The 22,919-nt window shown below is 62.4% G+C and carries 33 protein-coding genes, 2 tRNA genes and 3 pseudogenes; 19 read left to right on the plus strand and 19 right to left on the minus strand.

What is annotated here, in order from left to right; all coding sequences use genetic code 11:
* Positions 1-50 precede the first annotated feature (50 nt).
* Positions 51-512: a cupredoxin domain-containing protein gene (locus ALC15_RS00675; protein WP_244485860.1), complete on the plus strand. Its 462-nt coding sequence runs from the start codon at positions 51-53 to the stop codon at positions 510-512.
* A gap of 29 nt (positions 513-541) precedes the next feature.
* Complete coding sequence (locus ALC15_RS00680) at positions 542-844, plus strand: copper-binding protein (RefSeq protein WP_050625623.1); 303 nt, start codon at positions 542-544, stop codon at positions 842-844.
* Between the two features lie 60 nt (positions 845-904).
* Here ALC15_RS00680 and ALC15_RS00685 read toward each other — a convergent pair whose 3' ends face one another.
* Positions 905-1,129, minus strand: coding sequence for a GDCCVxC domain-containing (seleno)protein (locus ALC15_RS00685; protein WP_050625826.1), 225 nt, complete (start codon positions 1,127-1,129; stop codon positions 905-907).
* A gap of 169 nt (positions 1,130-1,298) precedes the next feature.
* Between ALC15_RS00685 and ALC15_RS00690 the strand changes: the two genes are divergently transcribed.
* Positions 1,299-1,568, plus strand: coding sequence for a hypothetical protein (locus tag ALC15_RS00690; RefSeq protein ID WP_128089386.1), 270 nt, complete (start codon positions 1,299-1,301; stop codon positions 1,566-1,568).
* A 95-nt stretch (positions 1,569-1,663) separates the two neighbouring features.
* Here the strand turns inward: ALC15_RS00690 and ALC15_RS00695 are convergent, their stop codons facing one another.
* Entirely contained in the window at positions 1,664-2,209 is a 546-nt protein-coding gene (locus tag ALC15_RS00695) for a tetratricopeptide repeat protein (RefSeq protein ID WP_050625625.1), read from the minus strand.
* 283 nt (positions 2,210-2,492) lie between these two features.
* On the opposite strand from ALC15_RS00695, the gene ALC15_RS00700 reads away from it, so the two are divergent.
* From ALC15_RS00700 to ALC15_RS00715, 4 genes are all read left to right on the plus strand, one after another.
* Entirely contained in the window at positions 2,493-2,825 is a 333-nt protein-coding gene (locus ALC15_RS00700; RefSeq protein WP_244485861.1) for a His-rich protein BRANT, read from the plus strand.
* Positions 2,826-3,177: 352 nt separating this feature from the next.
* Entirely contained in the window at positions 3,178-3,618 is a 441-nt protein-coding gene (locus ALC15_RS00705) for a hypothetical protein (RefSeq protein WP_244485862.1), read from the plus strand.
* A 323-nt stretch (positions 3,619-3,941) separates the two neighbouring features.
* Complete coding sequence (locus ALC15_RS00710) at positions 3,942-4,661, plus strand: outer membrane protein (protein WP_050625627.1); 720 nt, start codon at positions 3,942-3,944, stop codon at positions 4,659-4,661.
* A gap of 140 nt (positions 4,662-4,801) precedes the next feature.
* Positions 4,802-5,086, plus strand: a complete 285-nt coding sequence (locus ALC15_RS00715) for a DUF6719 family protein (RefSeq protein WP_244485863.1) — start codon at positions 4,802-4,804, stop codon at positions 5,084-5,086.
* 63 nt (positions 5,087-5,149) lie between these two features.
* On the opposite strand, the gene ALC15_RS00720 is transcribed toward ALC15_RS00715, so the two are convergent.
* The gene (locus ALC15_RS00720; RefSeq protein ID WP_050625628.1) at positions 5,150-5,401 is read right to left on the minus strand and encodes a hypothetical protein; all 252 of its coding nucleotides are present in this window, start codon (positions 5,399-5,401) and stop codon (positions 5,150-5,152) included.
* Between the two features lie 506 nt (positions 5,402-5,907).
* Between ALC15_RS00720 and ALC15_RS00725 the strand changes: the two genes are divergently transcribed.
* Positions 5,908-6,276, plus strand: a complete 369-nt coding sequence (locus tag ALC15_RS00725) for a hypothetical protein (RefSeq protein ID WP_063781752.1) — start codon at positions 5,908-5,910, stop codon at positions 6,274-6,276.
* Positions 6,273-7,120, plus strand: a pseudogene (locus ALC15_RS00730) (alpha/beta fold hydrolase). The gene ALC15_RS00725 and the pseudogene ALC15_RS00730 overlap by 4 nt, the downstream one beginning before the upstream one ends.
* A gap of 36 nt (positions 7,121-7,156) precedes the next feature.
* On the opposite strand, the gene ALC15_RS00735 reads toward ALC15_RS00730, so the two are convergent.
* Positions 7,157-7,558 carry a hypothetical protein gene (locus ALC15_RS00735; protein WP_128089387.1) on the minus strand — a complete coding sequence of 134 codons (402 nt, stop codon included), beginning with the start codon at positions 7,556-7,558 and terminating at the stop codon, positions 7,157-7,159.
* 76 nt (positions 7,559-7,634) lie between these two features.
* Here ALC15_RS00735 and ALC15_RS45770 point away from each other — a divergent pair, with 76 nt between their 5' ends.
* Positions 7,635-9,530: a DUF2652 domain-containing protein gene (locus ALC15_RS45770; RefSeq protein WP_244485864.1), complete on the plus strand. Its 1,896-nt coding sequence runs from the start codon at positions 7,635-7,637 to the stop codon at positions 9,528-9,530.
* 28 nt (positions 9,531-9,558) lie between these two features.
* Here ALC15_RS45770 and ALC15_RS00745 read toward each other — a convergent pair whose 3' ends face one another.
* The 10 genes from ALC15_RS00745 to ALC15_RS00790 form a co-directional block, all read right to left on the minus strand.
* Complete coding sequence (locus ALC15_RS00745; RefSeq protein WP_050625629.1) at positions 9,559-9,777, minus strand: hypothetical protein; 219 nt, start codon at positions 9,775-9,777, stop codon at positions 9,559-9,561.
* A gap of 362 nt (positions 9,778-10,139) precedes the next feature.
* Positions 10,140-10,322, minus strand: a complete 183-nt coding sequence (locus tag ALC15_RS00750; RefSeq protein ID WP_050625630.1) for a hypothetical protein — start codon at positions 10,320-10,322, stop codon at positions 10,140-10,142.
* Positions 10,323-10,375: 53 nt separating this feature from the next.
* On the minus strand, positions 10,376-10,558 hold the full coding sequence (locus tag ALC15_RS00755) for a hypothetical protein (RefSeq protein WP_050625631.1): 183 nt from the start codon (positions 10,556-10,558) through the stop codon (positions 10,376-10,378).
* A 173-nt stretch (positions 10,559-10,731) separates the two neighbouring features.
* Positions 10,732-10,977 carry a hypothetical protein gene (locus ALC15_RS00760; protein WP_050625632.1) on the minus strand — a complete coding sequence of 82 codons (246 nt, stop codon included), beginning with the start codon at positions 10,975-10,977 and terminating at the stop codon, positions 10,732-10,734.
* 64 nt (positions 10,978-11,041) lie between these two features.
* A complete protein-coding gene (locus ALC15_RS00765; protein WP_050625633.1) occupies positions 11,042-11,275 on the minus strand; it encodes a hypothetical protein in 234 nt (77 codons plus the stop codon).
* An 8-nt stretch (positions 11,276-11,283) separates the two neighbouring features.
* Positions 11,284-11,661, minus strand: coding sequence for a hypothetical protein (locus tag ALC15_RS00770; protein ID WP_050625634.1), 378 nt, complete (start codon positions 11,659-11,661; stop codon positions 11,284-11,286).
* 656 nt (positions 11,662-12,317) lie between these two features.
* The gene (locus ALC15_RS00775; protein WP_050625635.1) at positions 12,318-12,500 is read right to left on the minus strand and encodes a hypothetical protein; all 183 of its coding nucleotides are present in this window, start codon (positions 12,498-12,500) and stop codon (positions 12,318-12,320) included.
* Positions 12,501-12,703: 203 nt separating this feature from the next.
* Positions 12,704-13,018, minus strand: a complete 315-nt coding sequence (locus ALC15_RS00780; protein ID WP_244485865.1) for a DUF5658 family protein — start codon at positions 13,016-13,018, stop codon at positions 12,704-12,706.
* Between the two features lie 151 nt (positions 13,019-13,169).
* A tRNA-Thr gene (locus tag ALC15_RS00785) sits at positions 13,170-13,244 on the minus strand.
* 173 nt (positions 13,245-13,417) lie between these two features.
* A complete protein-coding gene (locus ALC15_RS00790) occupies positions 13,418-13,852 on the minus strand; it encodes a hypothetical protein (protein WP_050625636.1) in 435 nt (144 codons plus the stop codon).
* A gap of 195 nt (positions 13,853-14,047) precedes the next feature.
* Here ALC15_RS00790 and ALC15_RS00795 point away from each other — a divergent pair, with 195 nt between their 5' ends.
* The 3 genes and pseudogenes from ALC15_RS00795 (at position 14,048) to ALC15_RS00805 (ending at position 15,909) form a co-directional block, all read left to right on the plus strand.
* The gene (locus ALC15_RS00795; RefSeq protein WP_050625637.1) at positions 14,048-14,740 is read left to right on the plus strand and encodes a HoxN/HupN/NixA family nickel/cobalt transporter; all 693 of its coding nucleotides are present in this window, start codon (positions 14,048-14,050) and stop codon (positions 14,738-14,740) included.
* Positions 14,741-14,911: 171 nt separating this feature from the next.
* Positions 14,912-15,384, plus strand: a pseudogene (locus ALC15_RS00800) (hypothetical protein).
* A gap of 91 nt (positions 15,385-15,475) precedes the next feature.
* Positions 15,476-15,909: pseudogene (locus tag ALC15_RS00805) on the plus strand (hypothetical protein).
* Between the two features lie 309 nt (positions 15,910-16,218).
* Here the strand turns inward: ALC15_RS00805 and rlmB are convergent.
* Complete coding sequence (gene rlmB / locus ALC15_RS00810) at positions 16,219-16,926, minus strand: 23S rRNA (guanosine(2251)-2'-O)-methyltransferase RlmB (protein ID WP_244485866.1); 708 nt, start codon at positions 16,924-16,926, stop codon at positions 16,219-16,221.
* A 315-nt stretch (positions 16,927-17,241) separates the two neighbouring features.
* Between rlmB and ALC15_RS00815 the strand changes: the two genes are divergently transcribed.
* A tRNA-Tyr gene (locus ALC15_RS00815) sits at positions 17,242-17,327 on the plus strand.
* A gap of 130 nt (positions 17,328-17,457) precedes the next feature.
* Here ALC15_RS00815 and ALC15_RS00820 read toward each other — a convergent pair.
* Together ALC15_RS00820 and ALC15_RS45360 are read right to left on the minus strand one after the other, a co-directional pair.
* A complete protein-coding gene (locus ALC15_RS00820; protein ID WP_050625638.1) occupies positions 17,458-17,886 on the minus strand; it encodes a twin-arginine translocation signal domain-containing protein in 429 nt (142 codons plus the stop codon).
* Between the two features lie 16 nt (positions 17,887-17,902).
* Complete coding sequence (locus ALC15_RS45360; protein ID WP_050625639.1) at positions 17,903-18,268, minus strand: hypothetical protein; 366 nt, start codon at positions 18,266-18,268, stop codon at positions 17,903-17,905.
* 151 nt (positions 18,269-18,419) lie between these two features.
* Here ALC15_RS45360 and ALC15_RS47075 point away from each other — a divergent pair, with 151 nt between their 5' ends.
* The 3 genes from ALC15_RS47075 (at position 18,420) to ALC15_RS00835 (ending at position 19,603) form a co-directional block, all read left to right on the plus strand.
* The gene (locus tag ALC15_RS47075; protein WP_283806225.1) at positions 18,420-18,548 is read left to right on the plus strand and encodes a hypothetical protein; all 129 of its coding nucleotides are present in this window, start codon (positions 18,420-18,422) and stop codon (positions 18,546-18,548) included.
* Between the two features lie 209 nt (positions 18,549-18,757).
* On the plus strand, positions 18,758-18,964 hold the full coding sequence (locus tag ALC15_RS00830) for a hypothetical protein (protein WP_050625640.1): 207 nt from the start codon (positions 18,758-18,760) through the stop codon (positions 18,962-18,964).
* Positions 18,965-18,997: 33 nt separating this feature from the next.
* Positions 18,998-19,603 carry a Fic family protein gene (locus ALC15_RS00835; protein ID WP_050625641.1) on the plus strand — a complete coding sequence of 202 codons (606 nt, stop codon included), beginning with the start codon at positions 18,998-19,000 and terminating at the stop codon, positions 19,601-19,603.
* A gap of 80 nt (positions 19,604-19,683) precedes the next feature.
* Here the strand turns inward: ALC15_RS00835 and ALC15_RS00840 are convergent, their stop codons facing one another.
* Positions 19,684-20,076, minus strand: coding sequence for a hypothetical protein (locus ALC15_RS00840; protein WP_050625642.1), 393 nt, complete (start codon positions 20,074-20,076; stop codon positions 19,684-19,686).
* A gap of 510 nt (positions 20,077-20,586) precedes the next feature.
* On the opposite strand from ALC15_RS00840, the gene ALC15_RS45365 reads away from it, so the two are divergent.
* Both ALC15_RS45365 and ALC15_RS42975 read left to right on the plus strand, forming a co-directional pair.
* Complete coding sequence (locus tag ALC15_RS45365; protein ID WP_050625644.1) at positions 20,587-20,793, plus strand: hypothetical protein; 207 nt, start codon at positions 20,587-20,589, stop codon at positions 20,791-20,793.
* A 148-nt stretch (positions 20,794-20,941) separates the two neighbouring features.
* Complete coding sequence (locus ALC15_RS42975; protein ID WP_128089388.1) at positions 20,942-21,379, plus strand: hypothetical protein; 438 nt, start codon at positions 20,942-20,944, stop codon at positions 21,377-21,379.
* Here ALC15_RS42975 and ALC15_RS00855 read toward each other — a convergent pair.
* Positions 21,374-22,918 carry a hypothetical protein gene (locus tag ALC15_RS00855; protein ID WP_050625645.1) on the minus strand — a complete coding sequence of 515 codons (1,545 nt, stop codon included), beginning with the start codon at positions 22,916-22,918 and terminating at the stop codon, positions 21,374-21,376. The two genes, ALC15_RS42975 and ALC15_RS00855, sit on opposite strands and share 6 nt — an antisense overlap.
* Between the last annotated feature and the right edge of the window lies 1 nt (position 22,919).

Consider the following 22,919-nt stretch of genomic DNA (forward strand, 5'->3'; position numbering starts at 1 on the left):
AACGTGCCGTCCCGCGACACGCAATCATGAAATTTGGAATGGAGAATCCAATGAAGTACGTCACCACGATCGGCATCGCGTTCATCGCCCTGTCGGTCACCGCCGCGCCTTCGCGCGGCCACGAGAAACACGGCCACCAATCCTATTCGGCCGGCGAGCCCGGCGATCCCAGCAAGCCGTCGCGCACCGTCGAGGTCGAGATGAAGGAAATGGAATTCACGCCGTTCCGCATCGAGGTCAAGCGCGGCGAACAGATCCGCTTCGTGATCAAGAATGCCGGCACCGAGGATCACGAGTTCCTGCTCGCCACCACCGAGGAGAATCTGAAGCACGCTGAAGTGATGAAGAAGCATCCGCACATGGAGCATGACGATCCGAACGGCGTCCGTCTCGCGCCGAAGAAGAGTGCCGAGATCGTCTGGAAGTTCACCAAGGCCGGAACGTTCGAATATTCCTGCCTGATCCCCGATCACCGCGACTACGGGATGACCGGCCGCGTCATCGTGAAATGAAATCAGCAGCGACGGAAAGGACAACGACAATGAACGGGATCTTCCGGACGGCGGGCGCAGCGGCGCTCGCCATGGCGCTGACATTTGGCGCGGCGTTCGCGCAGGGCGCGGATATCAACGGCGAGGTCAAGAAGATCGACGAGGGCGCGGGCAAGATCACGCTCAAGCATGGGCCGGCCAAGAGCCTCGGCATGGACGAGCCGATGACGATGGTCTACCGGGTCAAGGATCCCGCGCTGCTCAAGCAGGTGAAGGTCGGTGACAAGGTGAAGTTCGAAGCCCGGGAGGGCGACGGCGGCTATACCGTCACGGCGATCCAGAAGGTGAAATGAGGCGATGACCGGCATCGCGGCGGACGCGATGCCGGTCGATCGCGCCGGCGGGTCAGCTTCTCATCCGCCGCCGCATGCGGCATCGCCGCAGCATTTTCCGTCCGCCTGGACCGGAGGGCAGGGCACCGAGCCGTATGAGCAGAACACGCAGCAATCGCCGGCCTTCGGCTTGAGGCGGTTGCCGCAGCCCATGCAGTCGTAGAAGAACTGGCAGGCGTCGGTCGGCATGGTCTCGGCCTTGGCGAAGCCGCAAGCCGGGCAGGTCAGGGTGGAGACGAGCTGCATGTTGCCTTCGTTAAGGTCTGCGCTTTGCGAGCACAAGGACGCGGAAGGCCACTGGCGAGCGCTGGCCGGCGATCGACGTTAACTCTAGTGCCTCGGCGATGAGCGGCATTGGAACGCGGACGGCCCTGGCGCGTTGCCCTGCATCATTCGTATGCAGAAGGCCCCCTCCATGACAGTCAACGCGGCAATACTGATGGTGGCATTGGCGCTGTCGGGAACCGTGTTGGCGCAGAGTTCCGGCCCGTCGGCAGGTGCAGGGGCAGGGCAAGCCGCCAATATCACCACCACCGGTCAGGCGCTGAACACCAACAAGAAGACCGGCGACAGCGGCCCGCCGATCGAGAAGGCCGCGCGACCGGCTAAGCCTGGAGAGGGCGGCAACACGGTCGGGGTAAGCCGTCCGCAGAAGCCCGACCGCCGTCTCGAACACTACCCGTAACAGGCCAACGCCAGTCGGCTCCCCCCTTTCGACGGCGCAGCAAAAAGCCGGCGCAGTCGTTGCGACTGGCCGGCTTGATGGGAACGGATGCCCGCTCAGTAAACCAGGCCGGTGCCCGGCGGCTTCTCCAGCGCTGCGGCAAGCGAGCGATATTCGTCGCTGTTGGTGCCGGCGAGCTGGGCGATGCGGTTCAAATGGTACTGCGCCTGATCGCGGTTGCCCTGTTCGACCTGCCAGAGGCCATAATACTGCCAGGTGCGCACATGGGCCGGGTCGGCCTTGAGCGCGCGCTCGTACCAGATCTGCGAGACCTTGTAGTCGCCGAGCTTGCGATAAGAGTAGCCGATCAAATTGGCGACGTCGGCACGGTCGTCCTGGCCGAGCGCCTTCAGCTGCTCGATCGCGGCGGTATAGTCGTGCTTGTCGTAGATCGTGGCATAGGCGGCATGGTAGCCGGCCAGGAACTTTTGATCGTCGATCGCGGAACTCTTGTCCTTCTTCGCCTTCTTGCCCTTGCTGCCGCTGTCGGACGCCGGCGGGGAGGGATTGTCGCCGCCTGCGGCGTACGCCGAGATGACCGGCCCGGCTGCGAGCGTCATCGAGAGCACTGCGAGGCCTAGAAACTTCGTCGTCTTGCTCATTCCTGGTTGCTCCTGATCGTTCCTGATCGTGCTCGGTAATCCTACACCCAAGCCTGCTGACTTGAACACCCAAGGGTGCAGAACATTCCCGGCCGATCCCACGATTGCGTGAGGCCTACGACTGGCGGGGGCGGGCAACATGACCAAGATGTCATTCACATGAATGAATTCCGTCCATGTCCTTCAGAACGGGTTCAGTGCGGGGCCCCTAAGGTCACGTGCATTGATCGGTGAGGCCGACCATCCGGCCGGAGACCTCTCGATCCCGAAGAGGAGGACCACCATGTTGAAGACGATTTCCGCCGCGCTGCTCGCCGTGTCCGTGATCGCAGCGCCCGCGTTCGCCGCCGAAACCGGCAAGACCGCAACCCCCGCGCCCGCGACCACCACGGCCCCGGCGACGACTGCCCCGGCGACCAAGGCTGCTCCCGTCATCAAGAGCGAGCAGCTGCCGTCGAAGGTGCGCAACGCCAACGCGAAGATGCACCACAAGCACTATCGCCATCACCACCACAAGCACATGGGCATGCTGAAGGTGAAGTCGCCGAAGCACGCGACCAAGCACGTTCACGCCAAGGTCGCGACCAAGCACGTCGTGCCGGCCAAGCGCGGCTGATCGAGCGCGGCTGAACTGATCTCGAATCTGATCCCGGGGGCGCAGTTCGCTCCACATTGCCCCGCTGCGCACTCAGCGACAAAGGCAAAGCCTTTGCGCAGGGATGCAGAACCGGCCCGTCCGTCCATTGCTTCCCCAATGGCGGCGGGCCGGAGTGCGTTTGGGTGCGGCTTCCGGGCCTGATGCGCCGGAATAACCGAGTTGCGAATTCCCTTCCGCCGCACGGCAGTCGAGAGCCCCCGTTCCGATAGGATCGGAACGGTGGCTCTAGATTTTGTTTTAACGCGTTTTCTTCACGCGAACCGGTAGCCACTTCGCTCGAAAACGCGCTAGGACACGCGGCCGGGGACCCATGAGACAGCGTCGTTTGCGGACTTCATCAAAACTGGCGGCGATCCTGCTGCTCTCGATGCCGCTTGCCGGCTGCCTGACCAGCGATGACGGCGGTGGTTCGACCACGTTCACCGACGATCGCGGCGTCGCCAACCAGCCGTTTCCGGACCGCTACCGCGAGCAGATCCTGGCCTTCATGCGGACCTACCTGAACAATCCGGTCGGGGTGCGCGAGGCCGGGATTGCCGAGCCGGTGCAGCGCACGGTCGGCGGACGGCTGCGTTACGTGGTGTGCCTGCGCTACAGTGCCAGGGATACCGACGGCAATTACCGTCCGGCCCGGGAGCGCGGCGTCATGTTCGTCGACGGCCGGCTCGACCGCATCCTCGACAACGCCGCCGAGCCCTGCGCCGGTGCGTCCTACGCGGCCTTTCCGGATCTGGAAAAGCTGTCGCGCTAGGCATGATCCGGAAAGGTGCGAAGCGTCTTCCGCTGACGGCGCTATCGGCCGCGGCGGCCTGTCGCAGCCCTGATCGAATCGTTATCGAACTCCGATCACTTTTCGGGGAGCGCTGAACTTCACCTTAGCCGTTTACGACTTACATACAGCCGAAATACGGCTGCTTAACCGGTGAAAAAACCTTCTGTGCCAAGGAACAAACGGGCGTTGTTGCGACCCCGTCACAGATCGGAAACATCACGGGTCCGGCATTGCCCCAAAGCAACCTAATTGGCGTCACGTTGTTTGGTTTAACAGCGCAGCGTTCGTAACGGGGATCAGAGATGAAGAAGTTTTTGCTCGGCTCAGTCGCGCTGGCCGCCTTCGCGGGCCCGGCATTTGCGGCTGACATGCCGGCTCGCACCTATACCAAGGCCCCGCCGCCCTATACCGCACCGGCGCTCGTCTACAACTGGACCGGTTTCTATATCGGCGGCCATGTCGGCGGCGCGTTCACCGACGGCACCAACCTGATGGGCAGCGATGCGCGCTTCATGGGCGGCGTGCAGGGCGGCTTCGACTATCAGTTCGCCCCCAACTGGGTGATGGGCGTCGAGGCGCAGTACTCCTGGCTGCCCAGTTCCTCGAACAACAATGGCGTGCTGCTCCCGGGCGGGACGCTGGTGACCGGGAACACCGACCAGCTCGGTTCGGTGACCGGCCGCCTTGGCTACACCTGGGGTCCGGCATTGCTCTACGCCAAGGGCGGTTATGCCTGGCGCGACAACAACAACATCACGGCGACGGTCGGCGGCGTGCCGGCGGCCTTCACCACCGATGGCGGCCACAAGGACGGCTATACCGTCGGTGCCGGCCTCGAATACATGTTTGCCCCGAACTGGTCGGCGAAGGCCGAATACCAGTACTACAATTTCGGCAAGACCAACTTCACCAGCGGCCCGGCCGACCTGGTTGGCGCGAGCTTCCGGAACGACGAGCATACCGTCAAGGTCGGGGTCAACTACCGCTTCGGCTGGGGCGGTCCGGTGGGCTCCCGCTACTGATTGCGTCTTCTTCCATCGAGATCAAAGGCCGCCTTCGGGGCGGCCTTTTTTTTTTGGCCTGACGTTTGCTTGTTCAGCCGATATTCACGCCTGATCGTGCAATGCAAAAAATAATTCCTGCATTGCACGGAACTTTCATCGTGATCCGTTATTATGCGAACGCCGGGGCTGGTGGACAAACAAACATGCGTAGCTTTGCGTTAGGGCTGATCCTCTCTGCGGTCGCTGTGCCGTGCGTTGCCCAGACTGTCCTTAAATCCGAACCCTTGTCGCTTGCGCCATATGAGGTCGTGCTCGTCCAGGACGCGTCCTGCACGGCGGGCAAGGTCCTCAAGGTGACGGGCGCAATCCGGGGTCTGCATCGGCGGAAGATCTGCGTGTCGCTCGCCGCCGAACAGGCTTCGTTGGCGACGGCGACGCCGTAGCAGCAACGCGACGATCGCACCGGTACCCGGTCCGCTCCTGCGCACCGGGCGATCTGCCATCCCCTAGTTCAGCCGCGGCTCCTGCCGCGCTTCGCGATCGGCATCGGCCTTGTTCTTGACCGGGTCCTCGTTCGGATCGAGCTGGCAGGGCCGGATCTCGTAGTCATTGTCCAGCACCGGGCGCGGCGAAGACGTCTCCTCTTCGGAGACAGCATCCACCACCAGCCCGGATTTCCGGGCCAACTTCCAGACGTCAGCCTCGGTCGGATACGCCTTGCTCAGCTTGGCGTCCTGATAAAATAGCGCGTACGGCATTTTGTCGTTCCCCAATCAGCGACAACGCCAATGACGGTCCCCGGTTTCGGGGAAGATCACCGTTCCAATCACGGAACCGTGAGCCAGGATCCACAGCAAGCATCTGAAATTATGAGTCATTTCGGCCCTTTTACCGGAGGGGCCTGAGTCCTTAATGAGCGGTAAACCCCGGAAAAAAGAATCCCCGGGACTCCCCGGGTAGAATCGCCAGATGCTCCGGCCCATGAGAGCGATCCACCAGCCCCCCTACGAACGCGTTCAGCTCGCGCTTGCGGTTGTGCTGCTCGCGGCCTGCGCCGCCAACGTGGCGCTGGTCTGGTCCTGGCTCTAGCTTCCTCTTCGCGCGGACCGATTGCGGGTGTGCCGGACAGTGCGCCCCGCGAAAACGCCGTAGCCCGGCAACGCTCGTAGCGATTGACGGTTCGGCCGTTCCTTCCATCATTGCCGACAGAACAAGTGCCCGCCGCTGTCTTCCGCGGACGGGCCGCGGCCAGGGTGGAGCTGACATGATCGAGATGCTGAAGGAACGGGTCAACGGCGACGCCGGCCTGGTGCGGCGCGGCCGCTATCTCACCACGACATTCCTGCTGGAGATCGGCAAGACCGCCTGGTTGATCGCGATCCACGAGGGCCGGGTCATAGCGGTGACCAGGGGGCCGTTCGTGATGCCATCCTGGTCGTTTGCACTGCGCACCTCGGACGAGGAGTGGGACAGGTTCTGCGAACTCAGACCGCCGCCGGGCTCCAACGACCTGATGGCGCTGATCAAACGCCGGGTGCTGAAGGCCGAGGGCGAGCTGCAGATCTTCATGGCGAACCTGCGCTACTTCAAGGAGGCGCTCGGCAAACTGCGCCGCGAGGGAGTGGCCGCATGAGCGCCAGATTCGAACCGATCGTCGGCCGCTACATGCATCTCGAGCTGTCCGGCCGAGCGCACCGCGTCTACGTCGAGGAGGCGGGCGAGGGCACGCCGCTGCTCTGCCTGCACACCGCGGGCGCGACGGGCGGCAATATCGCGGCCTGATGAACGATCCACGCGTGACGCGCAATCATCGGGTGATCGCCTTCGACATGCCCTGGCACGGCAAATCGTCGCCGCCGCAAGGCTGGCACGACGAGGAGTACCAGCTCACCTCGGCGCAATACACGGCGATGATCCTGGCCGTGATGGATGCGCTCGACCTCGACCGGCCGATCGTGATCGGCTGCTCGATCGGTGGCCGGATCGCGCTGCACCTCGCGCTCGAGCATCCCGAACGCTTCCGCGCCATCGTCGGCCTGCAGGCCGGCGCGCATGTCGATCCCTATTACGACCTGAATTTCCTGCACCGGCCGGACGTGCATGGCGGCGAGGTTGCAGCCGCCATCGTCTCCGGCCTCGTCGGCCCCGACGCGCCTGACAAGGAGAAATGGGAGACGCTGTGGCACTACATGCAAGGCGGCCCCGGCGTGTTCAAGGGCGACCTCTATTTCTACAAGATCGACGGCGACATCCGCGGCCGCGTCGCCGAGATCGACACCAAGCGCTGCCCGCTGTTCCTGCTGTCAGGCGAGTACGATTATTCCTGCACGCCGGCGGAGACGCTGGCGGTGGCCGGCAGTATTGCCGGCAGCGAGGCCACCATCATGAAGGGCCTCGGCCATTTTCCGATGAGCGAGAATCCGGGCGAGTTCTTGAAACATCTGCTGCCGGTGCTGGAAAGGATCGGCGGGCGCTAGAGCTGCGCGCCACGTCCAGGTCAGGCACGGCCTGTCTCAAGGTTTCGGCTGCATGCCCTGCAAGAAGCGAAGCGGGTTGAGTGGGCCGATCGGGATCAGCTCGAAGCTCATCATATGGGCTTTACCCAAAGGCAGCTTTTCGAGCATCTCGTGCGCGACGGCCGGATCTGTCACGTTGATGATGAAGGCCACGCCCGGTTTTCCCTCGAGCGAGTACCATTGCTCGATCTTGCCGGCGAGGTAGAGATCGACGGTCTCGCGAACCTCTTCCGGCAGAACAGCCCGCACTTGCGATTGTTCAAAACCGGGATTGATGGTGCCGATGGCGAGAATTTTGGTCGTCGGCGTCGTCTTCATGGCGGCTTCTTCCGCGCTTGCGGAATTGAAGCCGGCAAGCCAGCCCACAAATGCCAATGCGGCGACAGCAACGAATTTCATGTTATCTCCCTTCGGTGTGGTATGACAAACTGCGTATCCACGTCGACGGCGTGAACCGATTGCGCTGGAGGTCTCGATGCTTCCGAAAGCTGAAGCGGCATATTTCGCGATTGCCGACATCTCCGGCTACACCAACTTCCTGGCGGCGGTCGAGCTTGACCACGCGCAGGATATCATCGCCGATTTCATGGATGTGGTGGTGAAGGGGCTGCGGCCGCCATTTCGCCTCGCCAAGTTCGAGGGCGACGCCGCATTCGTCTACTCGACCGGCACGATCGACGGCTCGCTGCTCCAGGACGCAATCGAGGGTGCCTATTTCAAATTCCGCCGGCGCCTGCGCGACATCCGCCAGGCCTCGACCTGCGAGTGCAAGGCCTGCGTCGCGATGGGCGATCTCGATTTCAAATTCGTGATCCACCACGGCGAGATGGTGAAGCAGAAGATGGGCGGCAGGGAAGAGCTCGCCGGGCGCGATGTCATCCTGGTCCACCGGCTGCTCAAGAACACGGTTGGCGAGAAGCTCGGCGGCCGTGCCTACGCGCTCTACAGCGACGCGGCGATCCGCGCCATGGGCGTCGATCCGGCGGCGCAAGGGCTCATCCCGCATCACGAGACCATCGACATCATCGGTGATGTGACGCTGTGGGCGCGCGATCTCGAAGCGGCGTGGCAGCAGGACGACGCACAGGTTCGGATGGAGGTGACGCGCGACGACGCCTACGCGATCCTCGAGTTCGACATCGCCGCGCCGCGGCAGACCGTGTGGGAGTTCATCACCGTGCCCGGGCAATGGCGGAAATGGTGGGACGCCGACGACATCGTCGAGGAGTCAGGCAAGGGGCGCCGCGGTGTCGGCACCAAAAATCATTGCGCGCACGGCAACCATACCAATGTCGAGGAGACGCTCGACTGGCGCCCGGTCGATTACTTCACGGTCGGCATCACGCTGCCGGTGCCCGGCGCGCCGCGCATCATCATGACCCGGGCAGTTCTGGACGGTCCCGACGGAACGTCCCGTTTCGAGCTGCGGATCGCCAAGCCGAAGCCGAAGGACAAGGCATTCCTCGATGGCGCTGCGGCCAAATTCGCCGAACGCATGACCCAGGCGATGGCCGGCCTGCGGTCGATGGTGGAAGGCAGGCAGCCCGGCGTCGACGCCATGGAGGAGCCGGCGGCGGCACCCTCGAGCGGACGCTTCCTGACCGAGCCGGTGAAATCCGCGCGCGAGGCTGAAGTCCAGTCGTCGGTTCGGAGGTTAAAGCGCGCCGGCTACTTGCCGGAGCGCGGCAGCTCGCTGTTGTCGCGGATCGCGGCGCGGACCTTGGCCATGGTCGTGGTGCAATATTCCTCGCGTTCCCTGAGGAAGCGCTGCTGCTGGGCGCGGAAATTGGCAACCCGTTCCCGGACCTCGGAGCCGAAGTCGCCGCGGATGTCGAGCTTCGGGAAGTGGGGCGGCTGCGCCGGCGGCGGGACTTCGACGACCGTCACCGCCAGGGGTGACGGAGCCGGGGGCAGGCCCTCGAGCACGGTCGGCACCGGAAGCGGAGGCGGCATGACCACCCTTGGGGCTTCCCTCGGGGCCTCGGCCTCGGGCTTGAACTCCGGTGTAACCTTTGCCTCCAGGGGGGCCTTCGTCTCCAGGCCGGTCTTCGTCTTCAAGTCGGCCGTTGTTTCCAAGTCGGCCTTTGTCTCCAAGTCGGCCTTTGTCTCCATGGCCGGTTCGGTCGCGGCCGCCGGGGCGGCTGGCGTTGCAGCGGACCGCTGGGCAGGCGCCCGCGCTTCGGCGTCGGGCAGCTTGCCCTTCACCGACTGTACGAAGGCCATTGTCTGCGCGATCAGGAGATCGCGTTCTTTCATCCACTTCATGGCGCACCTTGAACGCGCGGATTCCAGCAAAGCAACCGCGCGGAATCAAGCGCTCGCCATCATGATGGTTGACGAAGACGCCTGTTTCACAGGTGCGGTGACATAATTGTGACATTCCCGGGTCGACAGGACGGTCAACGCTGGCGGGGATTGGTGTTCGGGACGAACGGAGTACCGACGATCCGGACCGGCGCCTGACGATGAGCGGCCGCTTGATTCGCGGTCGCCTGGGGCGCTGCGTTGGCCGGTGCGGGCGCCGGGTCGAGCAGGGCGACGACGCCGGCCGCGGCCACGCTGAGCAGCGTGAAGCTGCCCAGAAGCAGCAAATTGCGGTTGGCTTCGCGTACCTTCATGCGAGGAAAATCGCTTGAGAGGGCATAATGTTCCGATCAAATCTTCAGGCATTTTCGCGGGGATCGGCCGCGACTTGAGATCGAGCATCAGGAATGGCGCTGGGCGACCTGGTCAGAAGATAAGCCGGCCGAGCGGCACCAGGATCGCGGCGGTGATGGCTGCGGCAAGCGCGAGGCGGCCGGTCATGTGAAGGGTCGAGATCTGCGACGAGTCGCGGTGTGGTTGCCGGTCCAGCCATCGGCCAAACCGCCGGATCGGCCGACCCAAATCGATGCGAGCAGGAAGAGGGGGCCGTCGAGAGCGTCCACTCGTGTCCTTGTGCGTGAGTTTCGCGGCCGCGACCCGTGAGCGGGTGCCAGCTTTAGTGGGCGGTGACCGCCTCGACGGGTGCCGGTTCGACGCTCCGGGCCTCGATCAGGTCGGCGTAGCGGCCATACTCCTCGGCCATTTCGAGCAGCTTTTCGCGCACCGTGGCATCGGTGACCTGGCGGGCCAGCCGTCGCGCCTGATCGGATTGGAAGCGGTAATGTGCTGTGTCGGACATCGTGGGCTCCTCACACATGTGTAAGGGCCACCAGGCAAAGGTTCATCAAGCCGTCATTGGAGGGTCTGCGGGCGACCGGTCAGAGCGGTCGCGCTCCCAGCCTTGTCCTCGCGGACCTCGACCTCGAACCAGCCCATCTCCTTCAGCTCGCGTGCCTTCTTCTCGGCCGCGTCTTCGCTGTCGCGCTTCAGCACGATTTGGCTGGTGCCATCCCGGGCAAGGATCAAATAGGTCATTGGCTGAGTCCCATCCCGCATTCTGCATACCGCGTTTCGGGCCGCAAGGACAGAAGCAAGACGAAGGATGGGTGATGCTACGGGGATGATCCCCCAATTCCTGCCAAGGCAGACCGTCGGGTGCTGCTTCCGGCCAGCCCTGGCGCGCGGGGCTGGCTCGGAAGCTGCACGCCTCAGCGCTTCACCACCACATCGATGTGACGGTTCCTGTCGTCCCATCGACCGGTCTGCAGGCAGCTCTGCCGGTAGCTGTCGCAGACGGCGAGATCGCCGCCATGGGTGCGATTCCAGGTCTTGCAGCTCGAGGCGATGTACGAGCAGGTGCACTTGCCCGACGCGCATTGGCGCTCGACGGCAGTTTCGGCGGATGCCGCTGAAATGGTGGCGGTCAAGGCGGCAAGCAGGATCAGTGATCTCATGGTGACTCCCAGGGATGAAGGAGCCCCGAGCGGCGACAGCATCGAGCCGAGCAGGACCGGTGACTTAACGTTGCGTGCAGACGAAGCGGGTGCCGTTCTTGGTCGTGCCGGTGGTGCGGCTACCCTTCTTCGCAACCGGATAGTTGTTGCCGGTCGAGAAACCGGTCAGGTGGATGTGGGCGGTATCGCCGCCATCGTACGACCCCGAGACCAAGCCGGGCGCCGAGCACGTCCAGCTGGCGGCGCTTGCCGGGATGCAGCCCATGGCCAGGAAGACGACGGCCATTCCGATCTTCATGGCTGGCCTCAGAAGCTTGAACCGTTGCGGCGGCGAACAGTGACGTTGATGCCGTTCTCCGCCATGCAGCTCTTGTAGGCCATGCCCTGGGACTCGTTGGCCTTCATCGCGTTCCACTGTGCGGCGGTGACGCCGGCCTGGGCGAGGCACTTCGCCTTTACCTTGCCGGCGTCGGCCCGGCCGCCGCTGTCACGGCAGAGCCGGTAGGGGCCGGCCTTCGAGGCCGGTACCTGATAGGCGCGCCATTGTTCGAGCGTGAAGCCGTACTTCTTCATGCAGGCCAGCGCCTGCGGTGTATCGTTGCGCTCCTCGGCGAGCGCCGATCCGGCGAGAACGGCCGATGCGACGAATATCGTCAACGCAACGGCAGTCGAAAGCAAGTTCATGAATATCCCCTAAGATTGAAAAACTGACAATTTACATGCTTGCATTGTGTCGGCAAGTGCCCGTCGCCGCGGCCCGGTCTGCGGTGCGCTATTCGAGATAGAGCCGAGCGGCGCACCGGAGTACGGCACATCGCAACACGTCTTCGGCGTAACAAATTGCGGGGAGCGTTTACTGCAAAGGCGATGGCGGGAAGCGGCAAAGCATAAAACAAATTTCCGGCGTGCAATTGCCGCGGGCCACGGCACCGACATTGAAAGCGCGGGCGGGGAACACCGGATGAATACGGCTCCCCCTGTACGTTGTGGGCAATCCGGCGTAGCGCTTTGATTGAATCGGAAATACGTGCTCGGCTTGGCCTTGGGGACGACGCTCGGCGTGAGCCGCAAAAAATCTGGTTGGAGGACTCGATGCCCAGGCACTTCGGTTTGAAGGCAACATTGGCGGCAGGACGGTCGGCGTTCACGGGATCATCACGAGACTTACAGCAGCGGACCGCGTCGGCATCTGCATCGAAAAACCGCGCTCCGGCCAGCCCACCAGCGTCCAAGCTCTCGTCGTCGGAGCTGCCGTATTCTCCGGCGAGCTGGCGGGGCTGCTGCGGCCGGCGCTCGAACTCAGCGGACTGAAGATCACGCCGAGGTATGGCTAGCCAGCCTTATGGCTGGGACGGCTCGCGCTTTTTCTCGCGCTTCAGGTCCATGCGATCGATGCGTTCATCGATCAGCCGATTCAGCCTCTCGTCCTGCAGCGAATCCTTCTTGAACAACCCGCCGTGCAGACGATAGGCGAGGAGGAGCAGGACGACCGCCGCGCCCACGAGATAGTACGACCAGTCCATTATTGGAACCGCGCCTGGCAGCCTCTCTTGTCGCAATGCACCGAGGGTAAGGCGAGTTCGGGCGCCTTGTCCAACGCTATCCTCGGCCGGGCCTGCCGAACGTGTTTCGAAGCATCAATGGGATGTCGCGGCCGCAACACGGACGGCTTCGGCGGCCGCGCGAGGTGCAGCGCCGTGGCCGGCCAACCTGGCGCAGGGAAAGTTTAGTTTGAGCCCGCGAGAATGATCAGATTGTTATACACGGGCGTCGCAATGAAGGCGACCACATAGGCCATCTGGCGTTCGCTCTTGCCGCGCCAAAGCATCCACATCACGAGATAGGTCAAGCCCAGCTTGGCAATCAGCCACCATTCACCCAGCCACTCCTGCGTGAACCGCATGAACGGGTTCAGTTCGCCCATTCCGCGCTGCAATATCTCGTTGGTGGTGATGAGATCCGAGTAGCCCATCAGCAGGGCTGAGACCAGCAGCATTGCCTTCAGCAATGATGTCTGCGCCTGCAACTGCTTTTCCGTCATCCGGTACCTGCCCGAAATCCGCGTGTGGCTCGTTGTTCCACAATTTTGCGAACTATTTTCAGCGAGCGCAAGCCTCTACGACCCGGTTGTCCAACGCCAAGTCTTCCGGACCGCGCTGCAACCCGGCGTGCGATGGGCCAGCGGGGAGGGCTGGTGCCGGCTGAGGGGATTGAACCCCCGACCTTCAGTTTACAAAACTGCTGCTCTACCGCTGAGCTAAGCCGGCGACATGGGAATGATTTGCGCGCTCGCATAGCAGACTTGGCGCGCCAGAGCCAGAACCTGGCGGCCAGAACCAACGCCCCGGACGTCCCGAATTAACCGCCTGGGTGCCATGGGCCCGGTAGCAAAAAGACGGCCCGCAGGCCGCCTTTTGCGCCGTCAGCGTGGTGCCTGAGCTTACTGGCAGGGATGCTGGAGGCCGTCGCTGCCGCGGAACCAGGTGCCGGGGGTGCAGACAAAGCCGTTCTGCCGGGCATACTCCTCGCCGCCCATCGGGGCACGGCCATAATAGTCCGGGCCGCCGAACGGGGCGGTCGCGATTGCGGCCGCCGTGCCGACCGCGCCACCCACCACGCCTGCTGCGACGCCGGCGGGGCCGGGGTCATACCGGTTGTAGCTGCGCTGCCAGTCGCCGTCCCGCCGATAGCCGTGGTGGCGATAGGTGGTGCGCGTGGTGCCCGGTGCCATGGTCTGGCATCGGGCGTTCGGGTCGGCATTCGAGCAGCGCGCGGCGGTACCGATGGTCTGTTGCGCCATCGCGGAGCCGGCCAGTACCGAGGCGAGCAGGGCTGCTGCGCCCAGGAAGGTGCCGCGCATCTTGAGCTGTGTCATGCAAGGTCTCCTCTCGTCGTTGTGACGAGCTAATCTCGCCGCGCCGCGCCTGTTCCGGCGCAGCCTTGCCCTGCGTTCAAACCAGTGTGAAGTTCCGCAGCTCTCGCGCATGATGTGTTCCGGACCATGCTGCCTTCGACGGGAATTGCATGTACAGCGGTGTTCGACTGATGTCGGCGCCGGCGCGGGGGATTGATGTTCGGAATCTTGAGTCTTGGCTTTCTGCTCGGCATGCAGCACGCGCTGGAGCCGGATCACATCGCAGCGGTATCGAGCATCGCGGCGCGCCGGACCCATGTCGGTGACATCGTCAAGCATGGCCTGACCTGGGGGCTCGGTCACACGCTGACGCTGTTCATTTTCGCCGGCGTCGCGATCGTGCTCGGTCGGGCGATCCCCGAAACGGTTTCGCAGCCGATCGAGACCGCGGTCGGCGTCATGCTGGTCGGTCTCGGCGCGCATGTGTGGTGGCGGCTGTGGCGCGACCGCGTGCACTTCCACAGTCATTCGCATGGCGACACTACGCACTTCCACGCCCATAGCCACGCGGGCGAGACGCTACCCCATGTCAGCGCCGCGCACAGCCACGCGCACGGCTTCCGCTGGCGCACGCTGCTGGTCGGCCTGATGCACGGCATGGCCGGATCGGCGGCGCTGTTGGTGCTGACGGTGTCGCAGGCGCCGAGCCCGGCGATCGGACTTGGCTATGTCGCGCTGTTCGGTGTCGGCTCGATGATCGGCATGGGCGTGCTGTCCAGCGTGATCGCGGTGCCGCTCGCAGCCTCGGCGCGCTGGCTGACCTGGGCCAATCGCGGCCTGCAACTGGCGGTCGGTGCGGTCACGATTGCGATCGGCGTCCACTCGATCGTCGCGAACGCCTTCACCTGACACGGGCTCGCCCAGCGCGGCCGTTAACGATTTCTGATCCCGCTCGGCCGCATTGACCGGTTGCCGATGCTTACGCGTTAGGCTTACCGCCAGTTTGGCCGGCGTCCTTAACCCTTCCGCCAAGCCGTTGGATTAGGCTGCTCCTGGAACAATTCGGGACGCTGGGTGAACATGCGCGGAAGTCTTGCGCTGGCGATATTGGCTGCGATGACCTCGACGGCGCTGGCCGGCGGCGGTTTCGACATTGTTGTGCCCAACCGTCCCGGCGTGCCCATCATCATCAACGGCGTCGACGCTCCTATGCCGTGGTCGAAAGCGCGATGGGGCTTGCCCGCAACGACTCGCTGGTGCCGACCGTCTACGGCGGCCGCCCGATCGATCCGGTGCCGAACGTCGGCCATTATTATCCGAGCCTCGGCCACATGCCGGGTTACGGCCGCCTCGAGATCGAGCCGCCGGCCAACCGCCGGCTGCCTCAGCCGGCCGAGAGCTATCACCAATCGTGGGGGGCGCAATCCGCGCCGCTGCCGGCGCAGTCCAACGTGCCGGTCGATCCGCCGCCGGTGATCTATGCACCGCAATTCAACGGGCCGCGGCCGGTGCCGGGTCCGCCGATGCGGCCACCGCGACCGAGAGGCCCCTAGATCAGGAGCCCTCGGACAGAGGGCCCTTCATAGCCATCAAGAGCTACGCGACGACAACAAGACCTACAGGCAAGATTTACAGGAGAGAGTAATGCGTCAAATGATCAAAGGACTGATTGCGGCAGTGGCCGTCCTGGTGGCCGCACCCGCAATGGCGTGCGGCTTCAACCCGTGCGGCTATTCCGCGCCCGTCGTGAACTACGGCTGCGGCGGTTGCGGTGGCTACGGCTATAGCTATGGCTATGGCGGTTACGGCGCGGTCGAACGCCTGCCCGACCCGGATGCGGCTATCCCGACACGGCTCAACAGTACTACTACGTCAACCAGGGACCGGCCTACACCGGCCCGGGCAATTGGGCGCCGCGTCCGTACTACCGCCAAGGCTATGGCCGTCCGTATTACGGTTATCGCCACTATGGCTACCGTCACTACGGTTACCGCCATCACTACGGCTATCGCTATGGCTACGCGCATCGCGCGCCAGCCTATCACTATGGCCACCGCGTGCTGCGCCGCTATTACTGATCCGGCGATCGGTCGAAAGCATCAGCGCCCGTTCGCGTGACGCGAGCGGGCGCTGTTCGTTTGACGATTGAAGCCGGGTCGGTTCGGCCGCATCCCCGCTAGTGACCGCAGGTGCGCGCTGCCAAAATATCGAAAACAACCCCATGCAAAGGAGCCGGCGGCGATCGGCGTTCGACAGGGCGACTTGACACGTCGGGCAAATCAGGGGTATTTTTCTAATATTCCGAAATTGTGCGAGCGCCGTCCGCAAGCGCTCCGGACCGCAAGCGCTGCGGCCCATCAAGCGCTGCGGCCCATCGAGATATCAAGCTAACCCATCAGCCCGAGCCGACTGGCGCCGATATAGAGCGCGAGCGCCGCGGCGTTCGACACGTTCAGGCTCTTGATCTGGCCGGGCATGTCGAGGCGGGCGACCACGCGGCAGGTCTCGCGCGTCAATTGCCGCAGGCCCTTGCCCTCGGCGCCGAGCACCAGCGCGAGCGGCTGCTGCAACGGAACCTTGCCGAGATCTTCCGTGCCCTCGCTGTCGAGGCCGACGGTCTGGAAGCCGTGCTCGTTCAGCTCGTTCAGCGCGCGCGCCAGATTCTGCACCGTGACAACGGGCACCAGCTCGAGTGCGCCGGAGGCCGACTTCGCCAGCACGCCGGTCGCCTCCGGGCTGTGGCGGGCGGTGGTGACGATCGCCTTCACCGCGAATGCCGCCGCCGAGCGCAGGATGGCGCCGACATTGTGCGGGTCGGTGATCTGGTCGAGCACCAGCACGATGCCCTCCTGCGCCAGCGTGTCGATATCGGGCGAGGGCAGGGGGGCGGCCTCCGCCAGGAGGCCCTGATGCACGGCATCGGGGGTAAGGCGGCGGTCGAGGTCGCCGGGCCGGACGATCTCCGGGGTGACGCGGGTCGCGATGTTTTCCTCGGCGAGCCGCCGCGCCGCGTTCTCGGTGAGGTAAAGCTTGCGGATCTGGCGGTCCGGGTTGGCGAGCGCGGCCGCCACCGTGTGCCAGCCGTATAGAATCACCGGCCCGTCGGAACCGGATTCACGTTCCCGCCGGCCCTGCGGGCGCCGAATTTCGGCCCTTTTTGGAAGGGTTTACCGCCCTTGCCTCGGAAATTGGGTTTGCGGTCGCGGTCGCTCATGTGAGGCTTGTGTCACGGGTGTCGCAGAATGGCAATTTAACCAGCAAATTGCGCGCCCGCTTGGTTGACTTTGGGGACCGCCTTCCCCCATAAACGCGCCCGACCGCGCACCCGCTTCGGGGCCGACGCGGTTATCAGCGTCATTTCGATGACCCGGTCCGCCGCCACTCGCGCGGCCGGTCTGATGCTGTTGGACGGGGGAGTGTCCCGAGTGGCAAAGGGAGCTGACTGTAAATCAGCCGCCTCATGGCTTCGCAGGTTCGAGTCCTGCCTCCCCCACCAAATCATTTCAAAGGCATAACTGCTGCCGGATTAGTCGCTGCTAGACGGGCAGGGAGCTGGGGTAACTCGTAGGGTAACAGCCTACGGATGCCCCCGGGACTCGCCCGAGGGCATCCGTATGTCGGTGGGGTCAGCTGACTGAGGCGAGCCTAGCCGATGCCTGGGCTATGCTTTGCCTCAACTTGAAGTGCCAGCTCATCGGACCCACGCAGTAGTGGATGTTCGGCCACTCTTCGTGAGCGATCTCGAACTGGTTTACGTACTCCAGCACGGCAGCGATGCCGGCGGCCGTCGTGGGTATTGTGGCTGCCAATTCCCAAGCCAAATCGATCTCCCGATCGCACGCCTCCATCTGGCGGTCGTTCGCTTCGCGACGCGCGTCTGTATGAGGCTCGGTGCTATCGGTCGCGTTGATTGAGGCGATGTGGTCTGCATAGGCCTGCTGATGCCTCACGATGACATCTAGAGCGGGGTCAGCGTGAGGCTCGGCCGATAACGCTGGCGCACCAGCCAGAGTGGCGGCGGCGGCGCCGCCGAGAAACTGCCGGCGGGTGCTCATGACAGCGCCCCTCCGATCAGATCCTCCACAAGCGACAGGCTGATGTCGTGGTGCCGGTAGAGATCGGCTGTGACGGTTTCGAGCTGCAGGGTGCGAGCCTTCGCCAGACGCCGGCAGCGCTCACCGCTGGCACCGTGGCGAGAGTATCTAGATGGGCGTACCTCTGGCGGTCCATGGCCTGAAATTCAGGGTGACGGTCGTCGTCGTTATTAGCGTCGAGAAAGGCTTCGAGCGCCTTATCCAGCTCTGGCACCGCGGCTGCAGCGTCGACCAGGGCGGCGTCGGCAGACGCTGCTACGGCCGCCGTGGGGACAATGGCGGCGACGGCCGCCCCTGCGAGGAATCGTCTGCGCGTGCTATTTGTGGATTGGGTCTGCGACATGGATGCACTCCGATGTTTGTGGATCAAGAGCCGGGGTGGAAGGGCCAACTTCCCCTCGGCTCGTTTTTAAGATAATCTTTTATTCATGGCGAAGTCAATAAAAGATAATCGTAAAATAGGGCGCGGAAGGCCGGCTACCGGTACCGCACCAATGGTCGGCGTTCGTATGCCGGAAGAATTGCAGGCCGAAGTGCGCGCTTGGGCGAAGCACCAGCCGGATAGCCCTAAGCTGGCGACCGCCGTCCGGCAGCTAGTCGAGATCGGGCTGAAGAAGAAATAGGCCTTGGCGTGCAGGTATCTGCACGTTTCCATGCACCGTGCAATTAATTGCAATTCCGGAACCGCGTTGTACGGTGCGTACACGGTCCCCGTAATTTTAAATTTTTTCAATTGTCGCCGCTACGGTACAGCGTAGGCACCAAAGACCCTATATAACCGTTAAGGAATCATGAGGTACCGTAAGGCGCCCACACTTGGAGGTTTTCAGCCATGGCCGATCGGAAGCCCGTTTTCGGGAATGCTCCAGAGCATCCGGAACTGGATCGGTTGCTCGAACAGACGCGGACGATAGCCGTCAGTGAGGCAGTGTTGCAGGAGCAGCGTATCAGCTTCGCTTATGGCAACGCTCCGCAGGCGTCGCGCATCACAAAGGAATCCGTTCGGGATGCTTCGAAGAGCATCCTGATGAACAGATAACAGGGAGCCCGGGTTTTCCCGGGCTTTTCTCTTATGCTTGTGCTCGAACAAGACGATCCCGTCCTCTACACAAAAATCCAAGAGAAGAACCTTATCCGGCAGTACGATCTTCTCACGAACGATATTGAGATCGGGCTAAAGCAAGGGCCCACATCGTTCGACAAATATATGCTCTGGGCACTGAACCACGTCGCGGTTGCCAACATTTCGCAGTTTGGTGGGCGCTTCCGGAGCGAACCAATCTATGTAGGCGACCACGTACCACCGCATTTCCGGGATGTTCCGGAACTGATGGATCGCTTCATCTCATTCATCCACGAAAATTGGTACGTATTGACGCCGACCCAACTAGCGGCATACGCACTCTGGCGCATGCTCTGGATCCATCCTTTCATTGAGGGCAACGGCCGCACAGCTCGCGCAATTTGCTATTATCTGCTTTGCACCAGAATTGGTCGCTTGTTTCCCGGCAAGACAATCGTCTCAGAGCGGATTAGAAATAACCGAGCGCCGTATATTGCAGCTCTTCGCAAAGCCGACGAGGCTTGGGAGGGCGGCAATTACGACATAAACGATCTCGCCATCTATCTTGCTGGATTGCTTCAAGATCAGCTCCGCGACGCGCAAGCGGGAAATTAGGTTACTCGGCGGCTTCCGTAAAAGCCGCGCTTGCGCTCCACCGCCGGTTGCGGAAAGGGGCTCGCGCAGACGACCACGACCTACCGGCGACGCCTCGCACGACGGCCTTGCGTCGTTGACCTCCGCGGCGTCGGTGGCTGCGGGTTTAACGGCTCCTCCGGGACAAAGCGGATCCACTCTTCGTCGGTGTAGCCATAGACGACGCTGAACCATGCTTCCGTTAGAGCGGCGCCCGACCACGGCAGGCTGGGCACTTCCTCGTCATCCTCAGGATCGTATTCTCTGTTGACCTCGATAGGCACATCGATTGCGGGCGACTCCCACATGATCCCGCCATGCGGTAGCTCCATGTACTCGCAATCTGGAACGTCGGTGCACTCATCGACGATCAACTCCAGGTGCTCGTCATCCTCTGCATAGAAAAAGCCGACAAGATCGCGGGTCTTCGCTACTCGAACCAAATATGCCGGCATCACAAATCCCTCCCGGGGTCGGGAGAAACTGCTGAGAGCGCCGCGTTCCCGTCAAGGTTATTCACCGCTCTGTTTTTACATTGACCAGACCTTGAAGGCGGTGCTGAAGACTACGCAACTGCTAGCGTTGACGCGCGTTTAGCGGCCGGTACCCATTTTAGCCGGCACGTCGATCGATCTAATGCTTGAGCCTCGCTGCCCGCAAACCGTGCAGGTGAAGCGAGGCTCGAGATCGGACAAACGCATCTCGTCCGGCCATCTCGATGCGTCCATCGTGACGTTGTGAGAGCATCGATAGTCCTTGCAGAAGACGATGATGCTCGTCGCTCCTGTCTCACGCATCTGGCCGAATGTGATCTTGGTTGGATAGTCCTTCATGGGTGCTATTACAGCGCTCGCTGAAGCGACCAGCAATCCCACGAGGGATAGCGCCCAAGGCCCGGCTGGCGACGCAAGAAGTCGGTCAAGCCGGATTCGCCAAACCGGCTCCGGATACCTATCTTCCGGGATATGCCGATCACCAGAAAGCCGCTCGAGATCCCGCCCGAGGCCGCCCGCAAGTTTGAGGCCAACATGCGAGCGTTCCACGCCGAGCAAGATCCACTCAAGCGTGACGAGATCGCGGCCACTACACGACATATCCTGGTGCAGCACATGCCCAAAGGCGCAAAGCTGCGGCTGGCCGATGTCCTCGAACTGTTCGAGCTGATGCGATGACCGGACCCGCATGCATCCTCATTAGCTGCCGCGTTTGCCGCTAAGGATTTCGGAGTATGTTCAGCCGGCGCGATCGACGCTGAGCGAAGGGCTTGCGCCGTTGCTCTTGCTAAGCTTGGATGTGGGGCTAGGCATGGGGAGTAAAACAATGCCCGATGATGCCAACGATCCGAAAGAGTTGCACATTCGCGAAATCGAAAATTCGACGGACGGACTTTCTATAAAGATGTTGGTAGATGTAGCGGGTGCCCGAGATCCGCAGCGATGGACGATCTCGTACAAGCATGCGTTATGGCTCGCCGATGCAATCCTGAAAGTTTCTCCCGCAGCCGTTAACAACCAAATCCTATCAGGTTCTGTGCAGGGAACGACTATTCCGCCTCAGCGTCTTCAGGTGAAGGACACGCAGCTTCGGGTGAAGCCAGGATCCGACATTGCTGCAATCTCTGCGGTGGGCACTTGGCTGCCAGATAATGCAGCGGGTACCACAACTCTTCAGATTGATAGACGAGTCGCTGAGGAGTTGATTGACCAACTCCAAGCATTTCTTGAGGCAACTCGTCAGGGTCTTTCTCGTCCATCATGATAGCGGGAGCCTAGGAGGTGGCTGTTCCGGTATCTGGTCAGTACCGGGACCGGGATTGAGCGTCACCTTGTATGGCTGAAACTGGTTGCCCCAGTTGTCGGTCTGCGCGTGGTCCTTGTTCTTATCCAACTCGATCTTGACTTTGAATCGGCCTTGGGTGCTCTCAGTGACGCCGAGCGAGACGCTGTCGTCCGGCGTTGGCCTTGGCTTGCCGTCCTGATGAATGTCCCAAAGTTGATCGAGCTTTGTGATCTTGCCGCGCGCTCTTGAGAACACCGAGATTTGAATGAGCCCCGTGCCATCCGTGGTCACTTGGTTTCTGGATGGATGATTTGGCCCAGTGTCAGTTGTCGCTATCAAACCACCAATGTCGACAGTGACGGCATCTTCGCCGGTCGGCACTCTCATTAGATACTGAGTGGCAACCACGATGCCCTTTCCAAAGTCGATGGGGGCAGTATCATCTTCGGGCGGTATTCCCACGGTGTTGCACACGCCATCAACGCACGTCGTTAGGCTGTAGCCGTGATAAGGTCCATCCTCATAAGCCTGTACCGCACTAACACTGCCATCAGAATAGTCATTAAACCAGACCATGCACTGCCCCGGACCATCAGTGCTGTTGTTGAAATCAGGCGGCGCATAGGTATCCAGAAGTTTGGCGCCCTTTCCTTTAACTGTGCCGGCAGAAATCGATGGCGATCCGATACCCGGCGACGGGCCGTAGGGACCGGACGAGAATGATTGATTGCCAGCGCTGAGCGTCACGACGATATAAAGCGTAGTGAACTTGATGTTGATGATGTTCTGCCACGGATCTAGCCGATACGGAGGATTGATCCCGTTGGCGCCGGTCAACTTCAGAGTCGCCGGTATGCTCTCGTCGATCAGGTACTGATTGAGCAGCTTGACCTGGTTGCGGCGAGCAGAGACAGCACCTTCATTTCCACTGCCCTTGAAGTACGTGATGATTTCGTGCTCGACATACTGTGACTCGTCTTTCGAGGCATCGTCCCGAACGTAGTTCGATCCTTGCACAACGAACGCCCTCAGCGTCGGATCAGCGTCAAACGCGGCCTGCGCTGCAGCATCGATATTGGTGTCGTAGTGCAAAATCCGCCGCGCTTCGACGACGCGGGCCTGGTTGCTGTAGCTATTTGCAAAACGCCCGACCTGGCCGATGTTGTCTGAATCTCCACCGGATCCGCCGCCACGCCGGCCTTTCATGCTCTTGATGACCGGGATCGGGATCCATTCCTCCGGATCGTTCAGATTCGTTTCGGCTGGACCGCAAACCTTTACGATCTCAGTCTTGCGTGCAGGATTACCATCCGGATTGTAGTCGTCGGCCGCAGGGTCGTCCTGCCACCGGTTTTTTATCTGATAGCCTTGATGCCAGCCGCCGACTGTTTGGGTCTTGCCCTTGGCCATGTCGATACGCTCGACGTCGGCCCAGATGTGCGGAAGCACGTCATCGCTCTTGTTCGTGCCCAGAATGCGCGTGATGTGGGTCTTCCTGGTCTTAGGTGCGTTGGTCACT

It is taken from the genome of Bradyrhizobium viridifuturi, assembly GCF_001238275.1.
GTDB lineage: Bacteria > Pseudomonadota > Alphaproteobacteria > Rhizobiales > Xanthobacteraceae > Bradyrhizobium > Bradyrhizobium viridifuturi.

Excerpts from the sequence above, each read along its gene's own strand:
- ALC15_RS00675 (WP_244485860.1), top strand. The coding sequence starts at position 51 with ATGAAGTACGTCACCACGATCGGCATCGCGTTCATCGCCCTGTCGGTC.
- ALC15_RS00790 (WP_050625636.1), bottom strand. The coding sequence starts at position 13,852 with ATGACACAGCTCAAGATGCGCGGCACCTTCCTGGGCGCAGCAGCCCTG.
- ALC15_RS42975 (WP_128089388.1), top strand. The coding sequence starts at position 20,942 with ATGCCCGATGATGCCAACGATCCGAAAGAGTTGCACATTCGCGAAATC.
- ALC15_RS00700 (WP_244485861.1), top strand. The coding sequence starts at position 2,493 with ATGTTGAAGACGATTTCCGCCGCGCTGCTCGCCGTGTCCGTGATCGCA.
- ALC15_RS00755 (WP_050625631.1), bottom strand. The coding sequence starts at position 10,558 with ATGACCTATTTGATCCTTGCCCGGGATGGCACCAGCCAAATCGTGCTG.
- ALC15_RS47075 (WP_283806225.1), top strand. The coding sequence starts at position 18,420 with ATGGTCGGCGTTCGTATGCCGGAAGAATTGCAGGCCGAAGTGCGCGCT.
- ALC15_RS00840 (WP_050625642.1), bottom strand. The coding sequence starts at position 20,076 with ATGCCGGCATATTTGGTTCGAGTAGCGAAGACCCGCGATCTTGTCGGC.
- ALC15_RS00750 (WP_050625630.1), bottom strand. The coding sequence starts at position 10,322 with ATGTCCGACACAGCACATTACCGCTTCCAATCCGATCAGGCGCGACGG.
- ALC15_RS00770 (WP_050625634.1), bottom strand. The coding sequence starts at position 11,661 with ATGAACTTGCTTTCGACTGCCGTTGCGTTGACGATATTCGTCGCATCG.
- ALC15_RS45770 (WP_244485864.1), top strand. The coding sequence starts at position 7,635 with ATGCTTCCGAAAGCTGAAGCGGCATATTTCGCGATTGCCGACATCTCC.
- ALC15_RS00760 (WP_050625632.1), bottom strand. The coding sequence starts at position 10,977 with ATGAGATCACTGATCCTGCTTGCCGCCTTGACCGCCACCATTTCAGCG.
- ALC15_RS00720 (WP_050625628.1), bottom strand. The coding sequence starts at position 5,401 with ATGCCGTACGCGCTATTTTATCAGGACGCCAAGCTGAGCAAGGCGTAT.
- ALC15_RS00705 (WP_244485862.1), top strand. The coding sequence starts at position 3,178 with ATGAGACAGCGTCGTTTGCGGACTTCATCAAAACTGGCGGCGATCCTG.
- ALC15_RS00745 (WP_050625629.1), bottom strand. The coding sequence starts at position 9,777 with ATGAAGGTACGCGAAGCCAACCGCAATTTGCTGCTTCTGGGCAGCTTC.
- ALC15_RS00820 (WP_050625638.1), bottom strand. The coding sequence starts at position 17,886 with ATGAGCACCCGCCGGCAGTTTCTCGGCGGCGCCGCCGCCGCCACTCTG.
- ALC15_RS45365 (WP_050625644.1), top strand. The coding sequence starts at position 20,587 with ATGCCGATCACCAGAAAGCCGCTCGAGATCCCGCCCGAGGCCGCCCGC.
- ALC15_RS00835 (WP_050625641.1), top strand. The coding sequence starts at position 18,998 with ATGCTTGTGCTCGAACAAGACGATCCCGTCCTCTACACAAAAATCCAA.
- ALC15_RS00685 (WP_050625826.1), bottom strand. The coding sequence starts at position 1,129 with ATGCAGCTCGTCTCCACCCTGACCTGCCCGGCTTGCGGCTTCGCCAAG.
- ALC15_RS00735 (WP_128089387.1), bottom strand. The coding sequence starts at position 7,558 with ATGAAATTCGTTGCTGTCGCCGCATTGGCATTTGTGGGCTGGCTTGCC.
- ALC15_RS00695 (WP_050625625.1), bottom strand. The coding sequence starts at position 2,209 with ATGAGCAAGACGACGAAGTTTCTAGGCCTCGCAGTGCTCTCGATGACG.
- ALC15_RS45360 (WP_050625639.1), bottom strand. The coding sequence starts at position 18,268 with ATGTCGCAGACCCAATCCACAAATAGCACGCGCAGACGATTCCTCGCA.
- ALC15_RS00830 (WP_050625640.1), top strand. The coding sequence starts at position 18,758 with ATGGCCGATCGGAAGCCCGTTTTCGGGAATGCTCCAGAGCATCCGGAA.
- ALC15_RS00710 (WP_050625627.1), top strand. The coding sequence starts at position 3,942 with ATGAAGAAGTTTTTGCTCGGCTCAGTCGCGCTGGCCGCCTTCGCGGGC.
- ALC15_RS00690 (WP_128089386.1), top strand. The coding sequence starts at position 1,299 with ATGACAGTCAACGCGGCAATACTGATGGTGGCATTGGCGCTGTCGGGA.
- ALC15_RS00765 (WP_050625633.1), bottom strand. The coding sequence starts at position 11,275 with ATGAAGATCGGAATGGCCGTCGTCTTCCTGGCCATGGGCTGCATCCCG.
- ALC15_RS00780 (WP_244485865.1), bottom strand. The coding sequence starts at position 13,018 with ATGACGGAAAAGCAGTTGCAGGCGCAGACATCATTGCTGAAGGCAATG.
- ALC15_RS00725 (WP_063781752.1), top strand. The coding sequence starts at position 5,908 with ATGATCGAGATGCTGAAGGAACGGGTCAACGGCGACGCCGGCCTGGTG.
- ALC15_RS00795 (WP_050625637.1), top strand. The coding sequence starts at position 14,048 with ATGTTCGGAATCTTGAGTCTTGGCTTTCTGCTCGGCATGCAGCACGCG.
- ALC15_RS00775 (WP_050625635.1), bottom strand. The coding sequence starts at position 12,500 with ATGGACTGGTCGTACTATCTCGTGGGCGCGGCGGTCGTCCTGCTCCTC.
- ALC15_RS00680 (WP_050625623.1), top strand. The coding sequence starts at position 542 with ATGAACGGGATCTTCCGGACGGCGGGCGCAGCGGCGCTCGCCATGGCG.